Source organism: Virgibacillus sp. AGTR, from assembly GCF_016919725.2.
Taxonomy (GTDB): domain Bacteria; phylum Bacillota; class Bacilli; order Bacillales; family Amphibacillaceae; genus Virgibacillus; species Virgibacillus salarius.
This window is the reverse complement of the sequence record NZ_JAJERH010000002.1, coordinates 123219-136506: the sequence shown is the minus strand read 5'-3', so window position 1 is coordinate 136506 and position 13288 is coordinate 123219. Positions and strand designations below refer to the sequence as shown.

Annotated in this window: 10 protein-coding genes and 2 pseudogenes; all 12 read left to right on the top strand. The window is 36.9% G+C overall.

Translation table 11 applies throughout. The features are described from left to right. Positions 1-41: 41 nt before the first annotated feature. Complete coding sequence (locus tag JUJ52_RS01555) at positions 42-2774, top strand: alpha-mannosidase (protein WP_205389051.1); 2733 nt, start codon at positions 42-44, stop codon at positions 2772-2774. A gap of 56 nt (positions 2775-2830) precedes the next feature. Further along, positions 2831-4171 (top strand): glycoside hydrolase family 125 protein, encoded by a 1341-nt coding sequence (locus JUJ52_RS01550; RefSeq protein WP_374487842.1) that lies wholly within the window; start codon positions 2831-2833, stop codon positions 4169-4171. A 17-nt stretch (positions 4172-4188) separates the two neighbouring features. After that, positions 4189-5202: a family 20 glycosylhydrolase gene (locus JUJ52_RS01545; RefSeq protein WP_051388433.1), complete on the top strand. Its 1014-nt coding sequence runs from the start codon at positions 4189-4191 to the stop codon at positions 5200-5202. Between the two features lie 24 nt (positions 5203-5226). Further along, a complete protein-coding gene (locus JUJ52_RS01540; protein ID WP_026682537.1) occupies positions 5227-6102 on the top strand; it encodes a sugar phosphate isomerase/epimerase family protein in 876 nt (291 codons plus the stop codon). A 143-nt stretch (positions 6103-6245) separates the two neighbouring features. Then, positions 6246-7325 carry a Gfo/Idh/MocA family protein gene (locus JUJ52_RS01535; protein WP_121603855.1) on the top strand — a complete coding sequence of 360 codons (1080 nt, stop codon included), beginning with the start codon at positions 6246-6248 and terminating at the stop codon, positions 7323-7325. A gap of 189 nt (positions 7326-7514) precedes the next feature. Further along, positions 7515-8324, top strand: a complete 810-nt coding sequence (locus tag JUJ52_RS01530; RefSeq protein ID WP_226983557.1) for an endonuclease/exonuclease/phosphatase family protein — start codon at positions 7515-7517, stop codon at positions 8322-8324. Positions 8325-8830: 506 nt separating this feature from the next. Continuing rightward, the gene (locus tag JUJ52_RS01525; RefSeq protein ID WP_026682535.1) at positions 8831-9457 is read left to right on the top strand and encodes an NUDIX hydrolase; all 627 of its coding nucleotides are present in this window, start codon (positions 8831-8833) and stop codon (positions 9455-9457) included. A 314-nt stretch (positions 9458-9771) separates the two neighbouring features. Continuing rightward, positions 9772-10371, top strand: coding sequence for a TetR/AcrR family transcriptional regulator (locus tag JUJ52_RS01520; protein ID WP_205389047.1), 600 nt, complete (start codon positions 9772-9774; stop codon positions 10369-10371). Continuing rightward, entirely contained in the window at positions 10368-10790 is a 423-nt protein-coding gene (locus JUJ52_RS23660) for a DUF3995 domain-containing protein (protein WP_026682534.1), read from the top strand. The genes JUJ52_RS01520 and JUJ52_RS23660 overlap by 4 nt, the downstream gene beginning before the upstream one ends. Positions 10791-10805: 15 nt before the next feature. Further along, positions 10806-11945 (top strand): FAD-dependent oxidoreductase, encoded by a 1140-nt coding sequence (locus JUJ52_RS01515; protein ID WP_205389046.1) that lies wholly within the window; start codon positions 10806-10808, stop codon positions 11943-11945. Positions 11946-12070: 125 nt separating this feature from the next. Beyond that, positions 12071-12268, top strand: a pseudogene (locus tag JUJ52_RS01510) (transposase); the annotation flags it as partial. After that, a pseudogene (locus JUJ52_RS01505) lies at positions 12258-13247 on the top strand (RNA-guided endonuclease TnpB family protein); the annotation flags it as partial. The pseudogenes JUJ52_RS01510 and JUJ52_RS01505, both read left to right, overlap by 11 nt. Positions 13248-13288 lie beyond the last annotated feature (41 nt).

The window sequence follows — 13288 nt, the reverse complement described above, 5'->3', positions numbered from 1 at the left end:
AGACCCATTGATTGAAGATTTATTATCAAGGAGGATTGCAATTGGAAGGTAACCAGACAGTTCATATCATTTCACATACACATTGGGATAGGGAATGGTATTTGCCATATGAGAAGCATCATATGTATCTCATCAAATTAATGGATCAGCTCTTAGAAGTCTTAGAAAATGATTCTGATTTTAAAAGTTTTCATTTAGATGGTCAAACAATAATATTGGAAGATTATTTGCAAGTACGTCCGCAAATGAGAGAGAAACTAAAACAGTTCATTCAAGAAGGGCGGATATATATTGGTCCATGGTATATTCTACAGGATGAATTTTTAACAAGTAGTGAATCCAATGTCCGAAATTTATTATATGGAATGAAAGATTCGAAGGAGTGGGGAGGAATTTCCAATGTAGGATACTTTCCGGATTCTTTTGGTAATATTGGTCAGGCACCACAGTTATTAAGCCAGGCAGGGATTCATCATGCCGTTTTCGGGAGAGGAGTAAAGCCCACAGGATTCAATAATGTGGTTCAGGAAGATACAAGTTATGAATCTCCTTATTCAGAGATGCTGTGGCGTTCCCCAGATGGTTCTTCTGTACTTGGTATCTTATTCGCCAATTGGTATTGTAATGGAAATGAAGTACCAGTAGCTAAAAAATTAGCTCAAGACTATTGGGACAAGCAGCTTCAGTCATTAAAGGAGTATGCATCCACGCCACATCTGCTATTAATGAATGGCTGTGACCATCAGCCTATCCAACTTAATTTGCCCGAAGCCCTGCGAACAGCTAAGAAATTAAATCCTGATGTGGATTTTATGCATTCAAATTTTAATGCGTATTGTGAGAAGCTTGCATCTTCTATTCCAAGTGATATAAAAATCATTGATGGAGAATTAAGAAGCCAGCATACAGATGGTTGGGGGACACTTGTAAACACTGCATCGTCCCGTATTTACATTAAACAAATGAATCAGCAAAGTCAGGTGCTGTTTGAAAAGGTTGCAGAACCTCTTGCTACCTTTGCCTATTTACAAGGAGAAACATATGATCATGGTTTATTTGAATACGGTTGGAAAATATTAATGCAGAATCATCCACATGATAGTATATGCGGCTGTAGTGTGGATGAAGTTCATCGTGAGATGGTTACTCGGTTCGAGAAGTGTCAGCAGGTAGCAGAAGTTATTATCGATAAGAGTTTAGCTAGCGTAACAAGAAATATTGATACGACAACCTTTACCAAATGGGGAGAAGATGCTATTCCTTTCGCTGTGTACAATACAACTGGTCAAATTCGTACTGGAATTGTTTCGGTGGTTTTAGATGTGAGAAAAGAATATTTTTCTGCAGGAGTAAACAAACAGCAGCTAAAAGCGTTCCCATTAGGTACCAAAATATTGGTAGATGCGTATGGAAATAGAATGGATTGTGAATGGGAAGATTTAGGGATAGCTTTTGATTATGAGCTACCTGATAACCAATTCAGACAACCCTTTATGGCGAGGCGGGTGCGTTTAACATTTGAAGCGAAAAATATTCCGACACTAGGGTATGAAACCTTTGCATTGGTACACCGTTCAGGAGCATCAAAAACGGCTAGCAATCAATCATTAGTTATAAATGAAAGGGAAATGGAAAATAAATATACACATGTAAAAATGAATGAAAATGGATCTCTGGTTATTACGAATAAAGAAAATGGCCGCATTTATAAGGATCTATGTATCTATGAAGATACGGGGGACATTGGAAACGAATATATGTACAAGCAGCCAAAAGAAGAGACACCTCTAACAACAAAGGATACAAGAGCGGAAATAACGATTATTAAGGATAGTCCCTTTCGTGCGGTTTATCAAATTGTTCATGAATGGGATCTACCTAAAGGTGCTTCTGAGCTCTTAGATCAGGAACAGCAAGAGCTTGTTTGGTTTACAGAGAGGCAAGCCAAACGAGTTACGGATACCATTACTCATACGATTACGACCTATGTCACATTGGAAAAAAATAACCGTGGTGTACAAATTACTACTTCCTTTACTAATCAGGCAAAGGATCATCGGTTACGAATGCTATTTCCGACAGATATACAAACAGATACGCATTATGCTGACTCTGTATTTGAAGTAGCAGAGCGATCAAATGAGCCTGCAAAAGATTGGGCAAATCCAGACTATTCCCAGCATCAGCAAGCATTTGTAAACGTTAGTAATGAATTGGAAGGGCTTACGATCGCTAATTTTGGTTTAAATGAGTATGAAATATTACGCGATGGAAGAAATACAATTGCCATCACGTTACTTCGATCTGTAAGGGAACTAGGAGATTGGGGATACTTTCCAACCCCTGAGGCTCAATGTTTAGGTGAGCAAACGGCTTCCATTTGTATCTATCCGCATGAAGGGGAGCGCAGCAAGCTTGTGTCATTTCAAGACTCGTATCAATACCAAGTACCTCTAACGGTAAAGCAGGCAGCTATACAGGAAGGAGTTTTACCTCCAGCTCAATCGTTTGTTGAATGGCAATCAAATTTACTTGCATTTACTTCTTTAAAAGTATCGGATGAATCAAGTGATGTGATAGCTCGGGGATTCAATTTAACGAATAGGGACGCTCGTTTAACAGTTCATTCACCAGCTTCATGCAATTATATGTATCGAAGTAATGTCTTGGAGGAAGTAGTAAGTCCTTTCATGAACGAAATCGAATCAAGCTGCTCATTTCCTGTGAAAAAACATGAAATTGTTACCATCGGTTTTTCTAAACAAAAACTATAAACAACGTATTCCGTATTGGCTGATACCAATAACGGCTTGTTGCTCAGTGGGCTGAGATGAATACTGCTAATACATGGAAAGGATGTGGTGATATAGTGGAAATAAATGTACCAATATCGATGAAGCAAATGATCGATATGGTAAAACGACATTTTAAACAAGATCATAAGATACAAGCAATGTTTGAGCAATGCTTTTCAAACACCTACCAAACAACCATTTGCCCTCAAGTAGATGGAACTACTTTCGTGATCACAGGGGATATACCAGCAATGTGGCTAAGAGATTCGGCTGCACAAGTACGACCGTATTTATTACTTGCAGAAACGGATCATGAAATAGCAGATATGATTCAAGGCGTATTGCAAAAGCAATTCATGTTTATTACGCATGATCCATATGCCAATGCCTTTAATGAAACGGCGAATGGGAACAGATACCATGATGATCAAACGAGTATGACTCCATTACTGTGGGAGCGTAAGTATGAGGTTGATTCCCTTTGCTATCCATTACAGCTGGCTTATTTGTTTTGGAAATCAACCGGAAGACTCTCTCATTTTAATGCACAATTTTTAGCAGCAGTCAGGAGGATTATTGATACTTGGCGAACAGAGCAGGATCACGAAGCTGACTCCACCTACTATTTTGCAAGGGACAATTGTCCCAAACAGGATACACTTTCGAATAATGGGAAGGGATCACCTGTAGCTTATACAGGCATGACATGGAGTGGTTTTCGTCCAAGTGACGATGCCTGTCAATACGGTTACTTAATTCCGGCAAATATGTTTGCTGTCGTCGTCTTAAAACAGTTAGCAGAAATAGCAGATGAAGTGCTAGATGATCGATTTCTCAAAGAAGAAGCAGTTCGATTGGCTAATGAGATAGATCGAGGGATAGAACAATTTGCTAAAGTACAACATCCGACGTATGGAACCATTTATGCTTATGAAACGGATGGTCTTGGTAATTATAATCTGATGGATGATGCAAATGTTCCTAGCTTACTTTCCATTCCATACTTTGGTTATTGCGATATCAACGATCCCATTTATCTAAATACGCGTAGATTCATACTTAGTAAAGATAATCCATATTATTATCAAGGCAAGGCAGCTAAGGGAATAGGAAGTCCACATACACCAGAGCATTATATTTGGCATATCGCGCTAGCAATTCAAGGGATGACTGCAGTGACAGAGCAGGAAAAGGAGGAAATATTAAATGCCTTTAAAGTAACAGATGGAAATACGGGATTAATGCATGAAGGCTTTCATGTCGATAATCCAGCAGATTATACGAGACCTTGGTTCTCATGGGCAAATTCAATGTTTAGCGAATTTGTGCTAAATAGAGTCGGTTATTTTGTTAAAGGGAGCCCATTTAATAAATGATGAAGGAGGTTATGCCAATGGAGAAAACAAAGGTTAGAGGTTTTCATTTACGATTTGGTTCCCATGACTTAGTGGAACCGTTGATAGAATTTATTCATCATGTTTTAGTTCCGCAAGGGATTAACTATCTATTTTTAGAATGTAATACCTCGTTTGTTTTTAAGAAACATCCAGAGATAACCGAGGGTACATTAACGAGACAGGATGCAAAGGTGATTGCAGACGTATGTCGAAAGCATAATATTAGACTAATCCCGTTATTTCAATGTTTAGGTCATCAGGGTTGGGGCGGAAAACGCAATTCGATACTTACGGCATACCCACAATTTGACGAAACGCCCGAAATTTCACTCGATGCAGTGTGGCCTGAAATTTTTTGTAGAAGCTGGTGTCCGGAACATCCAGATATACATCAATTAGTCTATGATTTGATGGATGAAATTATAGAAGCGTTTGATGCTGATGGCTTTCATGTTGGCATGGATGAAGTTTTTGAAATGGTTAACCCTAACTGTCCCAGATGCCGTGGGAAAGACAGAGCAAAGTTATTTGCAAACGTAGTAAATGATTTACATCATCATTTAGTTGGAACACATAATGTAGAAATGTTTATGTGGGGAGATCGTTTAAATGACAGTGAAAGATTTGGATATAACGAGTGGGAAGGGGATACATTCGGAACACATGACGCGATTGACCATATTCCAAAAGACATTGTAATTACAGACTGGCATTATGATAAGCTTCCAGCATACCCTTCTATTGGTAATTTTATATCAAAGGGCTTCACTGTAATTCCAGCTTGCTGGTATAAAACAGATGCCGCAGTAGATTTATTAGAACAGGGAATACAACAAGCACAGGAACGTGAAAAATTAAAAAATATGCCAGGTATGCTCGTTACTTCGTGGAATAACTGGGATAGAGCTTCATTCGAAAAAGTGATAAAGATGACAGGTGCTTCACAAAAAGATGAGCTTCATGAATTACACCATACCCTTCACGTAATTACAACTGCTTTAAAGGATTAAAGTGGAAATAAAGGAGTGAGCATTTTGAAAGTAGGTTTAAGTACGTATAGTTTACTAGATGTTATTAATACGGGGGAAATGAGTGTGTTGGATGCTGTGCAATGGATTGCTGCAAACGGTGGAGAACATATGGAAATAGTTCCGTTCGGATATACATTGGTTGATAATTGGAAACTAGCAGAGCAGCTATGTGAAAGGGCAGAATATTATGGGATAGAGCTTTCTAACTATGCTATTCCGGCTAATTTTATTCAGGATTCACAAGAGGCATTTGAAGCGGAAATAGATCGAGTTAAAAAGCATGTTGACCTAATGAAGCATATGAATATAAAGCATATGCGTCATGATGTAACAGCTTTTGATTTATCTTCAGACGAACAAACGATTGCCTATTTTGAAAATAAGTTAGAATACATTGTTGAAGGGAGTAGGAGAATTGCGGATTATGCTGCTCCATTTGGAATTACAACAACTATTGAGAATCATGGTTTAGCTGTACAGCATAGTGACCGTGTGCAACGTGTATTACAAGCAGTGGATAGACCTAACTTTAAAACAACATTAGATATTGGTAATTTTATGTGTGTCGACGAAAGTCCAATAGTAGGAGTTCAAAAAAACCTCCCCTACGCTTCACTTATCCATTTTAAGGATTTTTATTACCGGCCACAATCGAAAAACCCTGGAGCGGGGAAGTGGATTCGAACATCCAATGGAAACTATTTGCGAGGCGCTATTGTGGGTCATGGAGATATCGATATTAGAGAAATAATTCAAGCGATTAAGCAGTTTGGTTATGATGATAATATTACGTTAGAATTTGAAGGAATGGAAGCGTGTAAAGAGGCATGTAAAATTGGTATGGATAATATAAAAAGGTTATGGGAAGAGGAGAATTAAATAAAGGGTTCACTTTATTGCTCAAAGTAGTGGTCTTACTACCAGTTTTAAAGGGATAAATTTACAATTTTATTAGGACAAAAAATGAGATGAATATATTGTCTTTTGCCTAAACGTTAGAAAACGAAAGGGAGGGCTAATAATTGAATAAATTGAAAATTGGGTTAATAGGTGCTGGATCAATTTCTAATATGCATTTGCAATCGTATAAAAATAATAGTGATGTAGACATTTATGCTATATGTGACCATAATAACCAACGTGCACATGAAAAAGCAGCAGCGTATCAAGCTAAAACAGTATATACGGATTATAAGGAGCTGTTGGCAGATAGGAAGGTAGATGCTGTTAGTATTTGTACCTGGAACAATACACACGCTTCTATAGCTATTGAAGCATTAAACGCTGGGAAGCATGTTTTAGTTGAAAAACCATTGTGTAAAACAGTAAAAGAGGCAATGGCAGTTGCAGAGGCGGTAGACAACAATCCAGAACAAGTACTACAAGTAGGGTTTGTACGTCGATTTGGTACAAATACACAAGTATTAAAGAAATTTATTGAATCTGGAGATTTAGGAGAAATATATTATGCAAAGGCATCATGTATACGAGCATTAGGTAATCCAGGAGGATGGTTTGCAGATAACGAAAGATCAGGAGGAGGACCATTAATTGATTTAGGTGTCCACATAATTGATCTTTGCTGGTACCTTATGGGGAAACCAAAAGTAAAATCGGTTAGTGGAAATACATATTACAAATTAGGAAATCGCTCGAATATAAAACACAAAGATTACTATAAGGCTGCAGACTACGATCCAGATAAAAATAATGTGGAAGACTTAGCTAATGCAATGATTCGTTTTGATAATGGTGCATCGTTACTGCTAGATACCAGCTTCACACTCCATGCAAAAGAAGACGCCATGGCTGTTCAGATTTTCGGAGATAAAGGTGGCGCAGAAATAGAACCTGAACTCCGACTTATTACAGAAAAAAATGACACAATCTTAACTATTACCCCACAAATAGATGATTTATCCTTTGATTTTACTAAAGGGTTTCAAAATGAAGTTGATCATTTTATTACTTGTATCAAAGAAAAAAGAGAACCAATAAGCCCTGTACATGATGGGGTTGAAATAATGAAAATATTAACTGCTGTATATGAATCCAGCAAGAGTGGTGCAGAGATCCATTATGAAGATTCGAAGATGGAGTGACTTTGTAGAATGAAGAGGGTATGCTTGTCAGGTTTTTCTATTTCCCGGGAAATATCGACATGTAAAATAAAAAACAAATTAACATAAAATTAACTGTAGCTTTAAGCTAGTTTAATATATTGTAAGATTATTCTGGTTACAATAAAGGTAAATGAATGTAGATATGAAATGATAGAAGGAAGTGGTTATTTGAAGAGAGTTTTTATTGGTTTTAGCTTCATGTTGATTCTATCCTTTGCTTTATCAGAACATATTCATGCAAAGGGCTTCGGAAAAGATATCACGGTAAAAGTGATGTCCTATAATATTCATCATGCCGTTGGTTTGGATAATGAGTTAAGCTTACCAAGCATTGCAAATGTGATTAAAGAGACAAATGCTGATATTATTGCTATTCAGGAGGTTGATCGATATTTTGGGGAACGAAGCCAATTTGTAGATCAAGCAAGAGAATTAGCAAAATTAGTAGGATACCATTATACATTTGGAGCTAATTTAAATTTAAAGCCAGCCCCCGGACAAGTAGAAAATAGACAATATGGCACAGCTATACTTAGTAAGTATCCAATTATAGATTCGAAGAATATACATTTATCTAGTGATGGGGAGCAAAGAGGTTTACTAATAGGTAAGGTTAATGTAAGGGGAGTACATCTTACTGTTTTTAATACGCATTTAAGTTTAAGTCATGTAGAAAGAATGGGACAGGTGGAAGAAATTATAGAAATTTCCTCCTATTATAATGAACCAACCGTATTAATGGGGGACCTGAATGCAGAACCTAAAAGTAAAGAATTAGAACGTTTACAGACAGGGCTAAACGTTGTAGATACATTTAAAGATGTAGTTGAAGCTAATACGTATCCCGTTCTCCATCCAACGAAGCGTATAGATTATATTCTAACTTCATCAGATGTGACATATAAAAATTCCAACGTACATTATTCTGAATCATCCGACCACCTTCCGATAGTAGTAGATATCACATTAAAACGATAATGGCTATTTAATTGCAGATTGAGCCGCCTTCCATGGGTATCAGCTGTTGCTGTCCTCGTAGGAATCGTTGGCTCCTTTTATTTGCTTTCAATTATTAACAGAGAATTTTATAAGAGTGTCATTTACATCGATGGAGGATGCATTTTATTATGCAGTGTTTTTCTAAAAGTTCTTCTCAATAAACGGAGAACGGTACTAATATTGGACCGTTTTGTATTAGTCTAGGAAATTAATAGGAAATTATAAAATTTGAGCTTGTGGATAAATAGGAGCGTGTTGAACCGCGTCCAGCTCCAACACCCAGAAATTAGGAGACTTTACGAATCACCCTAATCTAAGTCAGCATCGGCTCACAAACTCACCGTGATTCCTTTATCTCTGTTGATTCGCTCAAGTCCTTACGTTTCTAATCGGGCGCTTGCACTTTTGTATAATAATTGTTTATTAAATTAAGAGAATTGTATAATAGCAGTACACTATAGATTTTTTAACTGGAGGTGAGGATTTTGCATGCAAAAGAAGTTATTTCTAGGTTAAGTGATCGAAAACCTACCATCTTAGGTAGTGAAAAATTTCATGAGTTCGCTATATTACTTCCTTTAGTTGATATAAGTAATGAAACACATCTTGTTTTTGAAGTCCGTTCGAAAAAAATGCGTCAGCAACCGGGTGACATTTGCTTTCCAGGCGGAAGGGTTGAAAAAGACGATATAAATGAAAGACAATGTGCTATACGTGAAACTGCTGAAGAATTAGGAATACGTGAGGAGGAAATTGACGATGTTATTCCATTAGATTATATGGTATCAGACTTTGGAAGAATTATTTATCCTTTTGTTGGACGGCTTAAGAAACCAGAAGGAATAGAAGCTAATCGTTCAGAGGTAGAAGAAGTTTTTACGGTACCACTTCAATACTTTCTTGAAACAGAACCTGAGGTTTACAAAGTGAATTTTCAAGTGATTCCTGAAGCAAATTTTCCGTATGACTTAATTCAAGGTGGTAAGAAATATGATTGGAAAGTTCGTCAACTAGATGAGCTGTTTTATCAATATAATGATAAAGTAATATGGGGATTAACCGCAAGAATTTTAGCGCATTTTATTCACTTACTTCAAGCAAATCAATCTTAAATAAATGAAGTAGCAGCAAGCCTCCCAGCTTTCTATAAACGATGGGAGGCTTGCTGCTACTAGTGTTTTACGGGGCTCGTGTGTTTGTTCATTAATCCATTGATAATATAAATGACTATTTCGTTCTATTCACATGCGCTGCACTAAAGCTTGGAAGTAGCTAAGTATGCTGATGCGCTATATCGCCGATATTGTCTTTGCAAGACGCAACTAAATATCAAAATCAATAAATTGGTGACATAAACGGGTGAGCATGATAAAATAATGACCGTAGTCAAATTATGACTATGGTCATTATTGTGGAGGTGATTTATGTGTTACGAGAAGCTAGAAAAAAAGAGCTAAAAGAAAAGATTTTCTTCGAGTCTATTCGTTTGTTTTCTGAAAAAGGTATTGATGAAGTCAGTGTTTCTGAAATTACCAAAGCATGTGGGATTGCAAAAGGAACGTTTTACAATTATTTTTCTACGAAGGAATCTGTTCTTTTATTTGTTGGACAATCGCAAATGGATCGGATAACTAATATCCAAGAGAGTTTAGATATGGATGTAAAACAGAAAATCATCACATTATTTACTGATTTAACGACGAGGTATGAAGAATACCCAAAATTAATGAAATTTGCTGTAGCCGAATTGTTCAAAACCTCGGGAATTATTGATGATGAAATGAATGCGGTTCAACAACTTAAAGACCTGTTAATGAATTTATTAAAGGAAGAAATAGAACGAGAACATATTAAAGTTCATGGCGAACTTGAAGATATTGCTTCTATTCTCTTAGGCACGTACTTTACATCGGTGATGATGTGGGTACATCATGAACAATCCGTAACGACACTTCTTCAAAGTGTGAACCGAAGAGTTTCACTGCTTCTCGAACAATTTATTATGAATAAGGAGGAGGATCAATGATATTCTTTTCGATCATTTCTTGTCTCATATTGCTTCTACTAGCCTTCATTCACGTTTATTGGGCATTTGGGGGAACAAAAGGAATAAGTGCCGTCATACCTCAAGATGTTCATAATCATCACAAGTTTACCCCCGGGAAATGGGTAACACTCTTAGTGGCTGTTTGCCTTTTTAGTTCATGCTTCATCTTAGGCATTCAAAGCTCACTTATCCCATTTGTAAAGCAAACGAAGCTAGTTAGTATCCTTTGTTTTTTCTGTTTTCTCGTTTTTGCTCTTAGAGGCATCGGTGACTTTAATTATGTAGGTTTATTTAAAAAAGTACGAAGGACTTCTTTTTCTAAAATGGATACGATTGCCTATACGCCCCTTTGTCTTTTTCTTAGTTTTACATTTATTTATGTTTTAATGACAAAATAGGAGGAAAATTTGTATATGAAAAAAGTAATTATTTTAGGTGGGGGAATTGCTGGATTAAGTACAGCCATAGCACTTCTACGACTTGGAATGAATGTACAAGTGTTTGAGAAGGCACCAAAACTAGAACCTGTAGGAGCAGGAATTATTTTAGCGCCTAACGTTATCCGTATTTTTGAGGAATGGGGGATAACACAAAAATTAAAAAAACATGGTCAGTTCATAAACCGTTTTGTTATTTCCTCTGATAAAGGGAAAACGTTATCAAAGCTTAATGAAAGTCTATTTCCTGAACAAACAATCGCTATTCACCGTGCAGATTTACACCATATTCTTCTAGAGGAATTAAAATCAGTCCCTGTTTACTTTGGAAAGAAAGCTGTTGAATGTCGTCAGCATCGACATGGAGTCACCGTGTTAATGAATGATGGTGAAGAAGTCAAAGGGGACATGTTAATCGCGGCAGATGGAATTCATTCTGTTATTCGCAAGCAATTGCTGCCGAATATATCACTTCGTTACGCAGGCTATACTTGTTGGCGAGGAGTTACCCAAATAGACAACCACATGAATTTAAACGCTGAACTTCATGAACTATGGGGACCGAATGGACGCTTTGGTTATTTACCGATATCTAAAACAAAGGCATACTGGTACATGCTTATTAACACTCGGCCAAATGATCACCTTATATCTAATTATTTTCTTTCAGATTTGATCAAACGCCTAGAAAACTACCCACAGCATGTTACTGACTTCGTAAAGCTTACCGAAAATAATCATGTCCTAAAACATGATATCTATGATATTCCTACAATCGACCAATATGTTTTTGACAATATTGCTCTTATTGGAGACGCAGCTCATGCTATGACACCAAACTTAGGACAAGGCGCATGTCAAGGAATTGAAGATGCCTACATCCTAGGCATGTCTTTATTCAATCATCCAGATAGTGGATTACAAGCTTATCAGAAAGAGAGAGTAGATAGAGCAAATAAAATCAGCAAGATTTCCAGACGAGTAGGGATTATGGCGCAATTCGAGCACCCTTTCCTTTGTCGTATTCGTAATTTAATGATGAAAACGACTCCTCAAGCTTTTTACCGTAAGCAAAATCAATTTATATATAATTATCGCTATGAATATAGTACTTGAATCTGGGAAATTTAACGTACTTCCGAAAGAAGTCTCCATCCTCAAGCGTGTGAAATGCGTAGCCCAACGGTAAGGGGGAGATGAGTTTCGGTTGGGCGACAGCCCAAAGGCCTTTTTTTCCTTTTTTGTTCAAAGCACAATCCAATAGTGAATGATCGAAATTCATCAATTCCTATAAAAGTTCCAGTTCAAGATTTAGCAAGAGGGATTTTCCTCATGTTCGTAAAAAGTTATGGAAAGAAATGTTTTGGTCAAGAAGCTTGTGTTTGTTGACGACTGGCGGTTCGCCTATTGAAGTAGTAAAAAAATATAGAAACGTATGAAAGCCTAAAAGCTGATAAAGAAGCATGGAAAACGGTAAAACATCCTACTCCTGCCAATTACAAAAAAGAATACGAATGGCTAAAAGAAGTCGATTCATTAGCGTTGGCAAACGCTCAACTAAACGTAGATAAGGCATATAAAGCCTTCTTCAAAGGGAATGCCAAGTTCCCAAAATTCAAAAGCAAACACCATAAACAAAGCTACACAACGAATGTCGTCAATAGAAATATTCAGTTGTTGGATGGTCATATCAAATTACCTAAATTAAAAATGGTCAAAATCAAGCAACATCGAGCAATTCCTTCGGAGTACCACATCAAATCTTGTACCTTGTCTATGACTTCATCAGGAAAAAACTATATTCCGATTCTTACAGAGTACGAGAAGGAAATAAAAAGGAAGGAAATTGAAAAAGTTGTTGGTTTAGATTTTTCAATGGATGGGTTGTTTGTTAATAGTGAGGGTGAGAAAGCCAATTACCCTGAGTTTTATCGACAAATACTTAATAAATTAGCAAAAGAACAACGTAAACTTTCTCGTAAAAAGAAAGGCTCTGCAAATTGGAATAAACAACGTATTCGAGTAGCTAAAATTCAAGAGAAAGTTGCCAATCAACGCAAAAACTTTCTTCACCATAAATCAAAGGAGTTAGTGTCTAACTTCGATGCTGTTGTGATTGAAGATTTAGACATGAAAGGAATGTCACAAGCACTTAAATTCGGTAAAAGCGTAGCTGATAATGGATGGGGAATGTTCCCTTCTTTCTTACAGTACAAACTAAAAGAACAAGGGAAACAACTTATCAAAATTGATAAATGGTTCCCATCTACCAAAACTTGTTCGAGTTGCGGAAATACCCAACCAATGCCTATAGAAATTAGAACTTACGCTTGTTCGTGTGGGCTAAATCTCGATAGAGATTATAATTCAGCGCTTAATATCAAAAAAGAAGGCATTCGCTTATTAGCAAGTGCCTAATAAAATATAAACTCTTGGAACAAGAGGGTTAGCTTGGTCCA